This is a genomic window from Pandoraea terrigena, from assembly GCF_902459705.1.
Taxonomy (GTDB): Bacteria; Pseudomonadota; Gammaproteobacteria; order Burkholderiales; family Burkholderiaceae; genus Pandoraea; species Pandoraea terrigena.
Genome location: NZ_CABPRU010000002.1, coordinates 545,985 through 561,263, shown reverse-complemented (window position 1 = coordinate 561,263; position 15,279 = coordinate 545,985). Strand labels below are relative to the sequence as shown.

Annotated in this window: 14 protein-coding genes and 1 pseudogene; 13 read left to right on the top strand and 2 right to left on the bottom strand. The window is 64.2% G+C overall.

Going from position 1 to position 15,279, the window contains the following annotated elements; translation table 11 throughout:
• Positions 1 to 273: 273 nt before the first annotated feature.
• The 6 genes from PTE31013_RS06835 to PTE31013_RS06810 all read left to right on the top strand — a co-directional run bounded on the left by PTE31013_RS06835 (position 274) and on the right by PTE31013_RS06810 (position 6,789).
• Entirely contained in the window at positions 274 to 960 is a 687-nt protein-coding gene (locus PTE31013_RS06835) for a DUF2889 domain-containing protein (RefSeq protein WP_150612036.1), read from the top strand.
• Positions 957 to 2,123 (top strand): ADP-forming succinate--CoA ligase subunit beta, encoded by a 1,167-nt coding sequence (sucC, locus tag PTE31013_RS06830; protein ID WP_150612035.1) that lies wholly within the window; start codon positions 957 to 959, stop codon positions 2,121 to 2,123. Before PTE31013_RS06835 ends, sucC begins: the two co-directional genes overlap by 4 nt.
• 84 nt (positions 2,124 to 2,207) lie before the next feature.
• The gene (sucD, locus tag PTE31013_RS06825; RefSeq protein ID WP_010804058.1) at positions 2,208 to 3,089 is read left to right on the top strand and encodes a succinate--CoA ligase subunit alpha; all 882 of its coding nucleotides are present in this window, start codon (positions 2,208 to 2,210) and stop codon (positions 3,087 to 3,089) included.
• A 147-nt stretch (positions 3,090 to 3,236) separates the two neighbouring features.
• Positions 3,237 to 3,965, top strand: a complete 729-nt coding sequence (locus PTE31013_RS06820) for a TerC family protein (protein WP_150612034.1) — start codon at positions 3,237 to 3,239, stop codon at positions 3,963 to 3,965.
• Between the two features lie 229 nt (positions 3,966 to 4,194).
• The gene (locus PTE31013_RS06815; RefSeq protein WP_150612033.1) at positions 4,195 to 4,719 is read left to right on the top strand and encodes a pilin; all 525 of its coding nucleotides are present in this window, start codon (positions 4,195 to 4,197) and stop codon (positions 4,717 to 4,719) included.
• Positions 4,720 to 4,992: 273 nt separating this feature from the next.
• The gene (locus tag PTE31013_RS06810; protein WP_150612032.1) at positions 4,993 to 6,789 is read left to right on the top strand and encodes a PglL family O-oligosaccharyltransferase; all 1,797 of its coding nucleotides are present in this window, start codon (positions 4,993 to 4,995) and stop codon (positions 6,787 to 6,789) included.
• Between the two features lie 99 nt (positions 6,790 to 6,888).
• Here PTE31013_RS06810 and thiD read toward each other — a convergent pair whose 3' ends face one another.
• Positions 6,889 to 7,731: a bifunctional hydroxymethylpyrimidine kinase/phosphomethylpyrimidine kinase gene (thiD, locus tag PTE31013_RS06805; protein ID WP_150612031.1), complete on the bottom strand. Its 843-nt coding sequence runs from the start codon at positions 7,729 to 7,731 to the stop codon at positions 6,889 to 6,891.
• Between the two features lie 217 nt (positions 7,732 to 7,948).
• On the opposite strand from thiD, the gene PTE31013_RS06800 reads away from it, so the two are divergent.
• The 7 genes and pseudogenes from PTE31013_RS06800 to PTE31013_RS06770 all read left to right on the top strand — a co-directional run bounded on the left by PTE31013_RS06800 (position 7,949) and on the right by PTE31013_RS06770 (position 14,007).
• On the top strand, positions 7,949 to 8,119 hold the full coding sequence (locus PTE31013_RS06800) for a rubredoxin (RefSeq protein ID WP_150612030.1): 171 nt from the start codon (positions 7,949 to 7,951) through the stop codon (positions 8,117 to 8,119).
• Positions 8,120 to 8,311: 192 nt separating this feature from the next.
• Positions 8,312 to 9,697 carry a hypothetical protein gene (locus tag PTE31013_RS06795; RefSeq protein ID WP_150612029.1) on the top strand — a complete coding sequence of 462 codons (1,386 nt, stop codon included), beginning with the start codon at positions 8,312 to 8,314 and terminating at the stop codon, positions 9,695 to 9,697.
• A 144-nt stretch (positions 9,698 to 9,841) separates the two neighbouring features.
• Positions 9,842 to 10,411, top strand: coding sequence for a YqgE/AlgH family protein (locus PTE31013_RS06790; RefSeq protein WP_150612028.1), 570 nt, complete (start codon positions 9,842 to 9,844; stop codon positions 10,409 to 10,411).
• On the top strand, positions 10,408 to 10,836 hold the full coding sequence (ruvX, locus tag PTE31013_RS06785) for a Holliday junction resolvase RuvX (protein ID WP_150612027.1): 429 nt from the start codon (positions 10,408 to 10,410) through the stop codon (positions 10,834 to 10,836). The genes PTE31013_RS06790 and ruvX overlap by 4 nt, the downstream gene beginning before the upstream one ends.
• 98 nt (positions 10,837 to 10,934) lie before the next feature.
• Positions 10,935 to 11,888, top strand: a pseudogene (locus PTE31013_RS06780) (aspartate carbamoyltransferase catalytic subunit); the annotation flags it as partial.
• 7 nt (positions 11,889 to 11,895) lie between these two features.
• Entirely contained in the window at positions 11,896 to 13,164 is a 1,269-nt protein-coding gene (locus PTE31013_RS06775; protein WP_150612025.1) for a dihydroorotase, read from the top strand.
• A gap of 12 nt (positions 13,165 to 13,176) precedes the next feature.
• Positions 13,177 to 14,007, top strand: a complete 831-nt coding sequence (locus PTE31013_RS06770) for a lysophospholipid acyltransferase family protein (RefSeq protein ID WP_150612024.1) — start codon at positions 13,177 to 13,179, stop codon at positions 14,005 to 14,007.
• Between the two features lie 127 nt (positions 14,008 to 14,134).
• Here PTE31013_RS06770 and PTE31013_RS06765 read toward each other — a convergent pair whose 3' ends face one another.
• The gene (locus PTE31013_RS06765; protein WP_150612023.1) at positions 14,135 to 15,214 is read right to left on the bottom strand and encodes a symmetrical bis(5'-nucleosyl)-tetraphosphatase; all 1,080 of its coding nucleotides are present in this window, start codon (positions 15,212 to 15,214) and stop codon (positions 14,135 to 14,137) included.
• Positions 15,215 to 15,279: the final 65 nt, after the last annotated feature.

Genomic DNA, 15,279 nt, shown 5'->3' with positions numbered 1-15,279 from the left:
ATTCATCGGGGAAGTGCCGGCGGCGACCATGGACTCGCAACCCGCATGAATGCTGGTGTGACATGACGAGGCAACTCGCGTGACGCGTCATGCCACAGTTATCGCGATACGGCGCTGCACCATACGTCCATCGCTCTCTGAATTTCAATAAACCGACCGACGGGTCGGGTTATTCGACCTTATGCGGTGGGCGTCTGTTGCGCTGCGGCAGACCCCCTCGCCGCCTATGCTAGAATTCAGATCTTTCCGCGTTCATGCATTGCACACTCTCGCATGCCGCTCTCTGAGCCTGTCTCTCGTACCCTGCGTCACCGCCGTGCGATCGCTGTTGAAGCGTTTTCGCGCGACGATGGCCTATGGGACATCGAAGCTTGTCTAACCGATCACAAGGATCGGGATTTTGCATTGGCAACGGGACTTCGCAAGGAGGGCACGCCGATTCATGCGCTATGGCTGCGCCTGACGATCGACGAAAAGTTCGAGGTGCATGACGCCGAGGCCGTCTCCGACTGGGTGCCCTATCCGGGTATTTGTGATCAGATCGGCCCAGACTATCGTCAATTGATCGGACTTAACCTGCGACGCGGCTTCCGCCATGCGGTGCGCGAGCGCCTCGGCGGCGCAGCGGGTTGTACGCATCTGACCGAGCTTTGCAGTGTCCTGCCCACGGCAGCGATTCAGGCCTTCGCCGGCGAGGTGATCCACACTCCCGACACGGCGCTCAAGGCCGCCAATGAGGCCGATGCTTCGGCGCCGCCTTTCCAACTCGGACATTGTCACGCCCTGCGGTTTGATGGCGAGGCGGTGCGCCGGTTTTACCCGCGCTGGTTCAACGGCCGCGCAAACGATCGAGCGAACGAGCCCACGACGCCCGCCACGACAGAAGCGGTGCGCGATGGTGACTCGACTCGCCAGCTCGAACCCAAACTTCCAACTCAGCAAGAAGGGAATCACGCATGAAGATTCATGAGTATCAAGGCAAGGAAATCCTCCGGAAATTCGGAGTCGCGGTGCCCCGCGGCATTCCGGCGTTTTCCGTGGACGAGGCCGTGAAGGCAGCCGAGGAACTCGGCGGTCCGGTTTGGGTGGTCAAGGCCCAGATCCACGCAGGTGGTCGCGGTAAGGGCGGCGGCGTGAAGGTTGCCAAGTCGATCGAGCAAGTGCGCGAATACGCCAGCCAGATCCTCGGCATGCAACTGGTCACGCACCAGACGGGTCCGGAAGGTCAAAAGGTCAATCGCCTGCTGATCGAAGAAGGCGCCGACATCAAGAACGAACTGTACGTCAGCCTCGTGGTCGACCGCATCTCGCAGAAGATCGTGCTGATGGGTTCGAGCGAAGGCGGCATGGACATCGAAGAAGTCGCCGAAAAGCACCCGGAACTGATCCACAAGGTTATCGTTGAGCCGTCCACCGGTCTGACCGACGCGCAAGCCGACGACTTGGCCAAGAAGATCGGTGTTCCCGACGCTTCGATCGCCCAAGCCCGCACGATCCTGCAAGGTCTGTACAAGGCCTTCTGGGAAACCGATGCGTCGCTGGCCGAAATCAACCCGCTGAACGTGAGCAGCAACGGCACGGTCACCGCGCTCGACGCCAAGTTCAACTTCGATTCGAACGCCCTGTTCCGTCACCCGGAAATTGTCGCTTACCGCGATCTGGACGAAGAAGATCCGGCAGAAGTCGAAGCCTCGAAGTTCGATCTGGCCTATATCTCGCTCGACGGCAACATCGGCTGCCTGGTGAACGGTGCCGGCCTGGCCATGGCCACGATGGACACCATCAAGCTGTTCGGCGGCGAGCCGGCGAACTTCCTGGACGTGGGCGGTGGCGCCACGACCGAGAAGGTCACCGAAGCGTTCAAGATCATGCTGAAGAACCCGAACCTGACCGCCATTCTGGTCAACATCTTCGGCGGCATCATGCGTTGCGATGTGATCGCCGAAGGCGTGATCGCAGCCTCGAAGGCCGTCTCGCTGAAGGTGCCGCTGGTCGTGCGCATGAAGGGCACGAACGAGGACCTGGGCAAGAAGATGCTCGCCGAATCGGGCCTGCCGATCATCTCTGCGGACAGCATGGAAGAAGCTGCCCAGAAGGTTGTCGCGGCTGCCGCAGGCAAGTAACCAGAACAGTCGAAGCCGCAGCGGCGCGTGGCCCCCAAGGGGGAGGCGAACGCTGCCCGGCAACCGGATGAAGGAAATCAAGCAATGTCGATTCTGATCAACAAAGATACAAAGGTCATCACCCAAGGTATCACTGGCAAGACCGGCCAGTTCCATACCCGCATGTGCCGTGAATACGCGAACGGCAAGAACGCGTTCGTCGCTGGCGTGAACCCGAAGAAGGCTGGCGAAGACTTCGAGGGCATTCCCATTTTCGGTTCGGTCAAGGACGCGAAGGCGCAGACCGGCGCGACCGTGTCGGTGATCTACGTGCCGCCCGCAGGCGCTGCCGCCGCCATCTGGGAAGCTGTCGAAGCCGACCTGGACCTGGCGATCTGCATCACGGAAGGTATTCCCGTTCGTGACATGATCGAAGTGAAGGACCGTATGCGTCGCGAAGGTCGCAAGACCTTGCTGCTCGGCCCGAACTGCCCGGGCGTGATCACGCCGGACGAACTGAAGATCGGCATCATGCCGGGTCACATCCACAAGAAGGGTCGCATCGGCGTGGTGTCGCGCTCGGGTACCCTGACGTACGAAGCCGTCGGTCAACTGACCGCGCTGGGCCTGGGCCAGTCGACCGCCGTCGGTATCGGTGGCGACCCGATCAACGGTCTGAAGCACATCGACGTCATGCAGATGTTCAACGACGATCCGGATACGGACGCCGTGATCATGATCGGTGAAATCGGTGGTCCGGACGAAGCGACGGCCGCCGAGTGGATCAAGGGCAACATGAAGAAGCCGGTCGTCGGCTTCATCGCGGGCGTGACTGCGCCCCCGGGCAAGCGCATGGGCCACGCCGGTGCGCTGATCTCGGGCGGTGCCGATACCGCCGAAGCCAAGCTGGAGATCATGGACGCCTGCGGTATCAAGGTGACCCGTAATCCGTCGGAAATGGGCCGTCTGCTCAAGGCTGCGCTGTAATTCGCGCGGGATGACCGCATCTCCGCCGCTGGAACCAGCGGCGGTGCAATCGGTCAGGAAAAAGGGAGCCCGGAATATCGGGCTCCCTTTTTTGCTGTTGCATTTCCCAAGTCATTCGATTCATTCGTTCCTGAGGATATTCCCGCCATGCTTGCGTTTTTTGCCGAGCTGAACTGGGCTGCGGTCCTGCAGATCATCATGATCGACATCCTGCTGGGTGGCGACAATGCTGTGGTGATTGCGCTCGCCTGCCGCAATTTGCCGGCCAAGCAACGTTTGCAGGGTGTCGTCTGGGGCACGATCGGCGCCATCGTGCTGCGCGTGATCCTGATCGCGTTCGCCGTGACGCTGCTCGCGGTGCCGTATCTCAAGGCGGTGGGCGGGGTGCTGCTGATCTGGATCGGGATCAAGCTGCTGGTGCCCGACCATGACGCCCACGACAGCGTGCAACCGGCGGACAAGCTCTGGGCCGCGGTCAAGACCATCGTCATCGCCGACCTGGTGATGAGCATCGACAACGTCATCGCCATTGCCGGCGCGGCGGAAGGGGCGGCCGATCACCATCAGCTACCGCTCGTCATCTTCGGTCTGCTTGTTAGCATTCCGCTGATCGTCTGGGGCTCGCAACTGGTGCTCAAGGCGCTGGACCGATTCCCGTTCATCGTGATGGCCGGGGCGGCGTTGCTCGGCTGGATTGCGGGAGGACTGATCGCGTCGGATCCTGGCCTTGGCGACCGGCTGCATCTGCCGGGCGCTGCGGCCGACTATACGCATTACGTGGCGGCGGCGATCGGCATGCTGCTGGTCGTGGTGGTGGGCCTGGTGCTCAAGCGTCGTAGTGAAGCACGTCAAATGCGTGCAACCTCTTCGAAATGATTGAGTCCATTGTCGGGGCCGATGTCGTCGGTCCGCGGTGGATGTTCCGGTAGCCTCGCTTCCGATCGGACGAATCGTCCCGCCTTTGACTAGGACGATTCTCCTCACCCGTACGGCCCCGCCCGATTTTGATCTGTGGCAGGGCGCTGGCCGAAGGGGGTATGGCATACTCCGCCCACTTCCCCCCGATGTCCCTTTTGTTTTCATTGCTTTTGCAGGGAGTTACACAATGCGTCGTTTCGGCCACCGGACCTCCGGTATTGCCAAGTCCCGGGGTTTCACCCTGATCGAGTTGATGATCGTGTTGGCGATCATCGGTGTGCTGGTCATGGCTGGGGTTCCGTATTTGCAGAATTACCTGGTGCGTGCACGTGTTGTCGAGGGGCTGGGGGCTGGGGCGTCGGCCAAGGCACTCGTGAGCGAGAACGCCATGCACGGCGCGCCGTTCAACAGCGGCTGGCAGGCGCCGAGCGCGACCGACAACGTGAATGCAGTAACTATCGATGCCGTGACCGGCAACGTGACGGTCGCTTATACGCAACGTGCGGGCGACGGTGCGCTGGTGCTGGTGCCGACGAGCACCGCTGCCGACGGCGCGCAGAAGGCGCTGACGGTCGGCAAGGCCCCGGCAGGCCAGATCGTGTGGACGTGTTACGCCCAGGGCCGCGAAGGGGCGCCGAACGGCGCGACGTTGCCGGGCAAGCTGGCACCGCCGGAGTGCCGTGCGGCAGCGGTCACCGGTAAGGCGGGCTGAGGTCGCCGTTCGGATGGCGGAGTCGCGTCGAGCTGCATCGACGCGAGGTCGGCGTTACGTCGGCGTTACGTCGGCGCTACGTCGGCACTACGTCGACGTAACGTTGACCTAACGGCCGCCTAACGGTGGCGCGACCTCCAGCGTGGCCTTCCGAGGCGGCGGAATTATCGACGGCGTAGCCACGCGCGTCGGGTGTGAAATGGCTGCCCCCGGGGCAGCCATTTTTCGTTATGCTTGCGCATCTTCCAACGGGTGCATTGCACGGCGGCGATCTTGTTTCCTCCTCTGCTTCTCTCGATGATCGGGCTCACGATGGGCTTGATCTGGGCCTGGCCCTATAACCTCGTCAAGCACACATATCCGATTTCCACCTTTTATGCGGAAGCGCTGACGTTTTCGCTGTTCGCGTTGCTGGGTGTGCTCTCGATGATCGCCGTGTGGCAGCGCGATGCGCGCGCGCTTCGTATGCCTCGCGTCACATGGATGCCGCTCGCGTTTGTCGCGGTCATTCTTGTGCAGCGTGCCACCGTGCCGACCGAGCTGCCGCAACTGATGATGACCGCGCTGCTCTATGGCGTGGCGATGATCGTGGCCGTGAATTCAGGGTTCTGGCTGGCACAACTCGGATGGCGCGACGTGCTCATGCGATGGAGTGCCGTGGCCCTCACCCTGGGGGGGCTGTACGCCGTGGGCGCGCAGGTCATGCAAGCGTTTCATCTGGAAGCCGACGTGCCTTGGCTGGTGGCCAAGTACTCGGTGACGGTCGCGCGGCGCCTGTTCGGCAACATGTATCAGCCGAATCACCTGGCAACGTATTTGTCGCTCGCCAGCGCGGGCGCGTTCTATCTCTGGTATCAGCGCAAGCTGCCCGCCTGGCTCTGGTTTGTGGTGTGCGCGGCGTTCGATATCGGTATCTGTCTGACTGGCTCGCGCACGCCGTGGCTGCAACTGGCGCTGCTGTCGGCGTTCGGGGTGTGGCTCGTGTGGATGGCGCGCGCCGAGACGGGGCGCAACATGCGCCGGTCGACACGCTGGTTCGTGCCGGTCGCAATGCTTCCCCTGCTCGCCCTGGCGACGATGTTCGTCAACTGGGCGAATGTCAGGTGGGGGTTGGCGCTTGACGGGAGCGCCGTGGCCAGAATGCAGCAGGCCGGCCAGGTCACGGGACGCCTGAACCTGTGGGAGTACGGTCTGGCGATCTTCCGCGAGCACTGGTGGTTCGGTGCGGGATGGTCGAACTACATCGATGCGCAGTTTGCCTTGGTCGACAAGCTTGGCCCCGTTGAAATGGCGGACAACGCCCATAACGTGCTGCTCGATCTGCTCGCGAAGACCGGCATTGTCGGTGCGTTGGCGGTCCTGTTGCCGCTGGCGTTCTGGTTCGCCCGTGCGGTGCGCGGCATCAAGACGGCCCCGGTCGCGCTCGCCTTCGTGCTGCTCGGCATGCTTGCGGTGCACGCCATGCTGGAGTATCCGCAGCACTATGCGTTCTTTCTGCTGCCTGCGCTGTTTCTGCTCGGCTTTTGCGAGACGAAGGCGATCGATAGCGTGTCGCCCACGGCTGCCGGTGCCATCAACGGTGTGATCTTGCTGTTTGCGTGCGTGGCGATTCCCTGGCTCTATCACGATTATCAGCGCGTCGAAGTGGCTTATCGCGCCGGCAAGATCGAGACGTATCGCAGGGATCCGGCGCTCTTCTTCACGCCGTATGGCGACTACGCGGTCACGGGGGCGTTGTTCCTGAATCGGGATCAGCTCGACGAGAAACTGGCGGCGCATCGCGAAGCGCTGGCGCTGGGTGCCGGGCCGACGATGATCAAGCGTTACATCGTGCTGTTGGCCCTCGCGGGGCGCGACGACGAAGCACTCGAGGACATTCGACGCCTGAAGTACTACAACTCGGCGATTTTCGAAGGACAGTACGCCGCGCTTGTCCGGATGCTGCGCGAGCAGGGTGACGCGCTGAAGCCGTTCGTCACGCGGGTCATCGAGACGTGGGGGCGCCCGAAGGGCGAGGCGGACGACGTCGCGAGCGCGGCGCCGCCAGGGACGTCGCCGTCACTGGCGTAAGCCCGGTGGGGACACCGCCGACGTACCCGCCTCGATCATGAATACCAACGCCCGCGAGATACGCGGGCGTTGTGCTTTGGGGGCAGCCAAAACCTACGCTCAAGCTTTGGGGGCGTCGCCTTCCTCTTCCTGATCGGCCTCTTCGCTGCGCGCCCAGAAGAAGCGGTCGGGGAAATGGCGTCCCATGCCCGGGCGGAACGCGTTCTCCAGCACCTGTTGCAGATACTCCTGCGCTTCGCTGACGGCTTCGGGCACGGCGAGACCGTTGGCGAGCATCGCGGTGACGGCGGCCGCCAACGTGTCGATGGCGCCAGCCACGTTGTGGGCGGGCCTGTCCCAGGCGTCCTCGCGCACGACGCCGCCGTCGGTGTAGAGCGTGTGTGTGAATTGCGGCCCGTTGTTGTCACTCACCAGAATGAATTCACAGCCATTCTCCAACAGGATGGCAACCGCTTCGTCGAGCGAAAGGTTCTCGTTCTCCGTGACGGTCTGTGCCAGCGCAATCGCATTGGCCGGGCTCACGACGAGCACGCTGGCCTGCGGCACGAGCAGGCCGGCCGTGGCCTCTCGCAACTCGTCGGCCGAGAGCAGGTGCTCGCCGGCCAAGCCGAAGTCGGGCGCCACCACGAGAGGCGTCTCGTCGTAATCGGCGACGATCTCGGCAATGGCGGCGACGTTCTCGGCGTTGACGGCGCTGCCGACCTTGAAGGCGGCGACGGGCATGTCTTCGAGCAGCATGCGGGCCTGGTCGACGACCCAGTCCGGGTCGACCGGCTGTACGTCATTGCAGGTGCGCGAGTCTTGGGCGGAGTAACCGGTGAGCACCGACACGCCGTAGCCCCCCATGCTGGCGAAGGTAAGCAGGTCAGCCTGGACACCGGTGGCCGAAGTGGGGTCGGAGAGTCCGAAGCTCAGGAGAATGGGAGGGGATTCAGTGTGCATGGAGGCAGGATAGACGGCGATCTGGTCACGCCTTGGGTTCGTTGGTACCATCACGCCTTAAATGCCCGTTTCGGAGCGCTGAAAAGCGCCGTGGGCAGCGCCCGCCGGACAACGAATGCACCGGCAGGTTCCCACTACACCGTACGACATCTCTGTCGGCGGGGCCCGAAGCGGTTGACAAAGCCATTGTAACGGAACGCTCGTCGCTGAAGAAAGCATGGAATACAAGAGCTGGATGTGCCTCATTTGCGGTTGGATTTACGACGAAGAGGCAGGGGTGCCCGATGAGGGAATTGCGCCAGGCACACGCTGGGAAGACGTGCCCATCAACTGGACCTGCCCGGAGTGCGGCGCCCGCAAGGAAGACTTCGAGATGGTGCAGATCTGAGGAAGGGCGGCCCAGCCGCCTGTTCCCCGGGATCCTCGCGCGTTTGCCGCGTTCTCGGAGATATCCGATCAGCGCGACGCCGTCTGCACGGTGTGGTGCTCGACGATCTGCCCGGCCATCGGCCGGGACGGTGACGCAGCGGACTTCCCGCCCGAATTCACGACGACCGGCCGCATGGCCAGGAGATGGCCTATGGTGACGCCGCAAACGCCTTCCGACACCACCATCAACACCCCCGGAACGTCCCCGCGCGAGACGCGCGACACGCCCTTGTGGCGTTTGCCCGAGGTGGCAGACGCGCTGACCGAAGCCTCCGACGCGTGGTCGAACGGCCCGGCAGCGTCGCTTGGGCCGCTGCGGCGGGCCAACCGCCTGCTCCAGTCGAGCGGCCACGCCGATTGGGCGTTGCATGGCGAGCGCCTCGTGCAGGCGATCGCCGAGGCGGCCTATGGTGAGTCGGGCGGTCAGGACGCCCTGCGTAATGCCCTGCGCCGGTTCGAGCGCGATGTCTGGTCGGTGGGAATCCCACTGGCGTCAGTCCCGGCAACGGCCGATGCTCACGCTGTTTCCGAGAACTGGGCCGGCGCACCGTCGCCGGGCGAGCTTCGTATGGCAGGGTGGGCGGTCGCACAACCGCGCCTGGACGGCCTGCCGGCCGGTACCGCCCCATTGCGCGCGGACGTCGAGCGCGTGCTGTTGCGCCTGCTGCGTCCCGATGCGCAGGCGACCGATACCACGGCGGCGCTGGGTCAACTGGCCGATCTGGCCGCCGATCTCCACCGCGCGGGCGCGACGGCACCGCTCGATTACTGGCGTCTGGCCGCCGCATGGCTGCGGTTTGCCCGCACGCCGCTCAGTCTGGCCGACAAGCGCCAGATCGGGCGGATGAACATGGCATTGCGCAAACAACTGACGCGTCGTGATGTACCGGACGCCGGGGCGGCATCCGCGGCTGCCCCCTCAGCGGTGGCGAGTGCCGGCGCGAAGGGCGCCAGCGAGGCGGTCCCCGGCCGCGACCTGCTCGAAGCGCTTGCCACCTGGCATTCACAAGCCCCGGATCGGTGGCTGGGCACGCTGTTGACCGACTTTGGCGTGCTGCGTCATCCCGGCCACCTGCCCGAACCGCTGGTCGATGCCGCGCAGGTCGCACAGAAGCAGGGCGCGGGGAACAGTTCGCGCGACTGGCTGCGCATTGGGCCACTGGCGGTGCGCCAGGACGTCTGCCAGACGTTTCTGAGCCTGGCGGACGACGCGCTGCCCAATTTGAACGATCCGGCGGTCGCCGCGAAGGTGGCGGAATACTCGGCGGGCATTGGGCTGGCGCCGGTCGCGCGGCTCGCGGCGGCGGTGGCTGCCACCGGCGAGCGGCTCGCGGTCTCGCCGCCTGCGGCGCCGGGCGGCCCGGCGGCGCTGGCGATGACGGTCAAGGCGTTGCGCGGCATGCTGCATCAGTTCGCCGCCGATACGTATCCGGAGTCGCGTCCCGACCTGATCGCGGAAATGGCGATGTGGCGCGAGCGTGCGCTGGACGCCAGCGTATTCGGACAGCGGCTCGTCACCGGGCGCGACGTTCCGTGATAAAGTCGGCGCAAAGGCTGCCATTGGCAGCCGATGGCCGTATCACGATGCGGAAAAAGTTCGTCTGCCGGCCCGTCGCACCCGCTGCGGAACGCGACATCCGGGCGGCAGACCGTCAAACAGCTTCCGATAAACTTTGGCCCTATGCCGAACGACCGTATCAATCTCACGAATCAGTTCCTCATCGCCATGCCCGGCATGGCCGACCCGACGTTTTCCGGCGCTGTCGTATACCTGTGCGAGCACAGCGAAAAAGGGGCGATCGGGCTGGTCATCAATCGTCCGACCGATATCGATCTGCAGTCGCTGTTCGAGCGGCTGGATCTCAAGCTGGAAATCGATCCTCTCGCGCATCAGCCGGTGTTCTTCGGCGGGCCGGTGCAAACCGAACGTGGTTTCGTGTTGCATGAGCCGACCGGCACGCCCTATAGCTCCTCGCTGTCGGTGCCGGGCGGTCTCGAGATGACGACCTCGAAGGACGTGCTGGAAGCCGTTGCCAATGGTCAAGGGCCGCAGCGGTTCCTGCTCACGCTTGGGCATTCGGGCTGGGGCGCCGGACAACTGGAAGACGAAATAGGTCGCAACGGGTGGCTGACGGTGGCGGCCGACCCGGGCATCGTGTTCGATGTGCCGCCGGCCGATCGCTTCGACGCTGCGCTGGCGTTGCTGGGCGTCACGTCGTCGATGCTGTCCGCCGACGCGGGTCACGCATGACGGCAGGCAGTGCCACGGTCCTCGCCTTCGATTACGGCGAGCGCCGAATCGGAGTCGCGATCGGCAATCTGGTGTTGCGCGAGGCCAGCGCCCTGACCGTCGTGGCCAATCTCAATCGTGAAGTCCGGTTCGCCGAGACCGGCAAGCTCATTGCCGAATGGCAACCTGAACGCATCGTCGTCGGGCTGCCGTGTCATCCGGACGGTACGCCGCACGAGATGACCCAGCAAGCCAAGCGCTTCGGCAACCAACTCAACGGACGATTCAACGTGCCGGTCGTATGGGTCGACGAGCGCTATTCGTCCGTCGCTGCCGCGGCAGCGCTGGCTGAAGCGGGGGTCAAGGTCTCGCAAAAGACATCGCTCGACGCCGAGGCCGCTCGCATCATCCTTCAGCAGTACTTCGACGAGCATGTTCCTGCCTGATATCCCGACCGGCGTCACGCCTGAGCGTCGCCAGCGCGACGCCGTGTCATGCCCTCTCGCTGCGGAGCCCCTGCATGGCTAACGGAATCCTCGGTCGGCGTGGCCACCCGCAGCTCAACCGCAACGGCGAACTGAAGCATTTGTTGACGGTGGAAGGGCTGCCGCGCGCCGTGTTGACGCACATTCTCGACACTGCCAAGCAGTTCGTCAGCGTGAACGATGCCGACGTCAAGAAGGTGCCGTTGTTGCGTGGCAAGTCGGTCTTCAATCTGTTCTTCGAGAATTCGACGCGTACGCGCACGACGTTCGAGATCGCCGCCGCGCGTTTGTCCGCCGATGTGCTGAATCTGAATATCAATGCGTCGTCGACGAGCAAGGGCGAAACGCTGCTCGACACCATCGGCAACCTGTCGGCCATGCATGCGGATCTGTTCGTCGTGCGTCACGCCCAATCGGGCGCGCCTTACCTGATTGCAGAGCATTGCGCGCCGCACGTGCATGTCATCAACGCGGGCGACGGGCGTCACGCGCACCCGACGCAGGGCTTGCTTGATATGTACACGATCCGCCATCACAAGGGCGAATTTCAGAATCTGACCGTCGCCATCGTTGGTGACATTCTGCATTCGCGCGTGGCGCGCTCCGACATTCACGCGCTGACCACACTGGGCGTGCCGGAAGTGCGCGCCATCGGTCCGCGCACGCTGCTGCCCGCGGGGCTCGAGCAACTGGGCGTACGCGTATTCCACGACATGGACGAAGGGCTGCGCGATGTCGACGTCATCATCATGCTGCGTCTGCAAAACGAACGGATGAGCGGCGCGTTGCTGCCGTCGGCAGGGGAGTATTTCAAGTATTACGGATTGACGCCGGCGCGTCTCGCCCTGGCCAGACCCGATGCCATCGTGATGCATCCTGGACCGATGAACCGGGGCGTGGAGATCGATTCGGCGGTCGCGGATGGTCCGCAGTCGGTCATTCTCGAACAAGTGTCGTTCGGCATTGCCGTGCGCATGGCGGCGATGAGTATCGTCGCCGCAACCCACGGATGAGGGCGCCATGAAATTGCATCTGAAGGGCGGCCGCGTCATCGATCCCGCGACCCGCACCGACGGCGTCCAGGACGTCTTCATCGCAGCGGGCGTCATCGCCGGGCTGGGCACGCCGCCAGCCGATTTCACCGCGGATCGTACCGTCGACGTGACGGGCCTGACGGTCATGCCCGGGCTTGTCGATCTGGCGGCGCGACGCATGACAGCCGCGAGCGAAGCGGCGGCGGCGCTGGCTGGCGGGGTCACGCGCGTCGTTTGTCCGCCCGATACCGACCCGGTGCTCGACGAGCCGGATCTCGTCGAGATGCTGCAATTGCGCGCGCGCGCCACGCACCATGCGCAGATCCATCCGCTGGGTGCCTTGACGGTCGGACTCGCGGGCCGTGACCTCACGGAAATGGCGCAGTTGACCCAGGCGGGCTGCATTGGACTGTCGCAGGCCAATGCGTCGATGGCGGATAACCGTACGCTGTTGCGCGCGTTGCAATACGCGGGCACGTTTGGGCTTGCCGTCTGGTTGCGCGCGCAGGACGCTGCACTGGCGTCCGGTGGCGTGGCGGCCAGCGGTGCCGTCGCTTCGCGCCTCGGACTCGCGGGCATTCCGGTGGCGGCCGAGACCATCGCGCTGCAGACCATTCTCGAACTCGTGCGCGTGACGGGCACGCGCGTGCATTTGTGCCGCTTGTCGTCAGCCGCGGGACTGGCGCTTGTGCGTGCGGCCAAGGCCGAAGGGTTGCCTGTGACATGTGACGTTGCGGCACACCATCTTCACTTGAGCGATATGGACATCGGCTATTTCGATGCCCAGTATCGGCTCGACCCGCCGCTGCGAGCGCAACGCGACCGCGAGGCGATCCGCGACGCCGCACGCGACGGCACGGTCGACGCGATCTGCTCGGACCATACGCCGCTGGCGGCCGACGCACGCCTCGTCCCGTTTGCCGAAGCCGAGCCGGGGGCGAGCGGGGTGGAGTTACTGCTGTCGCTGGTGCTGAAGTGGGCCAACGAGTCGCGCGTGCCGTTGGTCGATGCACTGGCGCGTGTGACGCACGGGCCGGGGCAGCGACTGGCGACAGCGGCCCCGGGGGCCGGCCGGCTTGCGCCCGGACAACCGGCCGATGTTTGCGTGGTTGCGCCGTCGGCGCACTGGGCCGTGGACGCGCAGCATTTGCGCAGTGCCGGCCATAACACCCCGTTTCTGGGATACGAATTGCCGGGGCGTGTACGGCTCACGCTGGTGGGTGGCCACGTGGCGCACGACACCCTCGTCGTCTAGGATGCGATTGTCGTGTTGCTAATCAAAAAAATTCGTCTCGGCTTGCACCTCACGCGCGGTCTGCTGACTGCGCTGCTGTTTTTCCCGTTTCTGTCGGAAGCCGCGAAGCATCGGCGCATTCGCGCTTGGTCGCAAAAGCTGTTGAAGCTTTGCGGCATGCAACTCGAAGTGGAGCAGCGCTCGCCGTTGCCCGACAGTGGTGTGATGCTGCTGTGCAATCACGTGTCGTGGATCGACATCTTCGCCATCAATGCCTGGCAACCGGTGCGGTTTGTCGCCAAGGCGGAGATCCGCCATTGGCCATTGGTCGGCTGGCTGAGCGTGCAGACGCGCACCATTTTTCTGCAACGTGAACGCCGTGCCGATGCGCGTCGCATCATGCACTACTTGTCCGATTGTCTGCGCGACGGTGACATCATCACCGTCTTCCCCGAAGGCACGACCACGGACGGTCGGAGCTTGTTGCCCTTCCACGCCAATCTGTTGCAGGCCCCGGTGGCCACGGCCAGGCCCGTTCAGCCGTTGTGCCTGTTTTATGCCGATGCCGAGAGCGGACGCCATACGATGGCGCCGGCATATATCGGCGAGACGAGTCTGATCGAGTCCATCGACATGATTCTGCGCGCGCCGCCCATGACGGTGCGGCTGTCGGTGGGCGAACCTCAGCATCCGCAGGACGGCCAGCACCGTCGCGAGTTCGCGCTTGGCGCGCAGAAGGCCGTGGGCGAAGCGCTGCAAGGGTTTCTGCCCGAGGCGATGCTGCCGCAAAGCGGCTCGGTCGGTTCGCGCGACTCGGTCGTGGGCGACGAAGACGGCGATACGGTGCGGGCCGTTCAGGTCTGACGTGCGGTGCGACGGCACAAAAAACGGCGCTTGCGGGGCGCCGTTTTCGTTGGTTGCGTTGGCTGGGACGATGGCTTAGGCGACGTATAGGTCACGAGACGGGCCGCGGGACGACGCCCGCACGCGATCAATTGCCTTTGCGCTTCGCCCCTTTCTCTGCGCGCTCGCGCTTGTCGACTTTGTCCGCTTTTGCTGATTTCTCGGTTTTCTCAGCCTTTCCGATCTTTCTGATCTTTCCGAGCTTGCCTGCGACGGCGTTACGGGCTTTACCATCCTTCTCCGCCTTCTCCGCCTTCTCGGATTTCGCCGCTTTCGCGGCCTTGGGCGCGTCATCGGCCTGATCGGCTTTCTTGACCTTGTTGCGCGTCTTGTCGTCTGCGAAGGCTAACGGATCGTGAATTCGCGGGCAGTCGACCTGGATCAACTCGCGTGCGGCAGGCGAGCTGGCGAGCTTCACCGCCGTCAATTGCCCGCCCCAGACACAGCCCGTATCGAGTGCGAGCAGATTGTCGCGCATGACCAGCCCGAGCGCGGACCAGTGACCAAACGCCACCGTGACGTCGGCCGTGCGACGCCCGGGTATGTCGAACCAGGGCTTCAACGCGCCCGTGGCGGCGTCGGCGCCTTCCTTGATCTTGAAGTCGATGCGCCCGTCCGCCGTGCAGAAGCGCATGCGCGTGAGGGCGTTGATCGTGAGACGCTGGCGATCTTCGTCGCTCAGATTGTCTTGCCATCGATCGGGCTGATTGCCGAACATCCGCGAGAGGAACGTCTTCCACGCCGGGCCACGCAGTTGCTGCTCCACGTCGCGAGCGAGCGTGACGACCTGCGCGGCGTCCCATTGGGGCAGCACGCCGGCATGCACCATCAGATGGCCCTGCGCGAAGTGCGCGAGCGGGAGATGGCGAACCCAGTCGATGAGCGCATCACGGTCGGGCGCGTTGAGAATATCGTCGAGCGTGTCGCTGCCGTGGGCCTGGCGCACACCGGCGGCCACGGCCAGCAGATGAAGGTCGTGATTGCCGAGCACGGTCGTGACGCGATCTCCCAGCGCGATGACCTGACGCAACGTATCGAGCGAGCGGGGGCCGCGATTGACGAGATCGCCCGCCAACCAGAGATCCGCGTCCTGGGGCAGGCGCGCGAGCAGTTGTTCAAACGATGTCTGGCAACCTTGCAGGTCGCCGATGGCATAGATGTCACGCATTGCGTAGGAGGCGCTGTCTCGTCTTGTTGTCCCGATCAGGGAGGGGGCGTGCGGGGCGTGCGATA

Bases quoted from the DNA above. Each gene is read 5' to 3' on its own strand.
- ruvX (WP_150612027.1), top strand. From the start codon at position 10,408: ATGACGGCAGGCAGTGCCACGGTCCTCGCCTTCGATTACGGCGAGCGC.
- PTE31013_RS06800 (WP_150612030.1), top strand. From the start codon at position 7,949: ATGGAATACAAGAGCTGGATGTGCCTCATTTGCGGTTGGATTTACGAC.
- PTE31013_RS06765 (WP_150612023.1), bottom strand. From the start codon at position 15,214: ATGCGTGACATCTATGCCATCGGCGACCTGCAAGGTTGCCAGACATCG.
- thiD (WP_150612031.1), bottom strand. From the start codon at position 7,731: ATGCACACTGAATCCCCTCCCATTCTCCTGAGCTTCGGACTCTCCGAC.
- sucC (WP_150612035.1), top strand. From the start codon at position 957: ATGAAGATTCATGAGTATCAAGGCAAGGAAATCCTCCGGAAATTCGGA.
- sucD (WP_010804058.1), top strand. From the start codon at position 2,208: ATGTCGATTCTGATCAACAAAGATACAAAGGTCATCACCCAAGGTATC.
- PTE31013_RS06775 (WP_150612025.1), top strand. From the start codon at position 11,896: ATGAAATTGCATCTGAAGGGCGGCCGCGTCATCGATCCCGCGACCCGC.
- PTE31013_RS06795 (WP_150612029.1), top strand. From the start codon at position 8,312: ATGGTGACGCCGCAAACGCCTTCCGACACCACCATCAACACCCCCGGA.
- PTE31013_RS06815 (WP_150612033.1), top strand. From the start codon at position 4,195: ATGCGTCGTTTCGGCCACCGGACCTCCGGTATTGCCAAGTCCCGGGGT.
- PTE31013_RS06820 (WP_150612034.1), top strand. From the start codon at position 3,237: ATGCTTGCGTTTTTTGCCGAGCTGAACTGGGCTGCGGTCCTGCAGATC.
- PTE31013_RS06835 (WP_150612036.1), top strand. From the start codon at position 274: ATGCCGCTCTCTGAGCCTGTCTCTCGTACCCTGCGTCACCGCCGTGCG.
- PTE31013_RS06790 (WP_150612028.1), top strand. From the start codon at position 9,842: ATGCCGAACGACCGTATCAATCTCACGAATCAGTTCCTCATCGCCATG.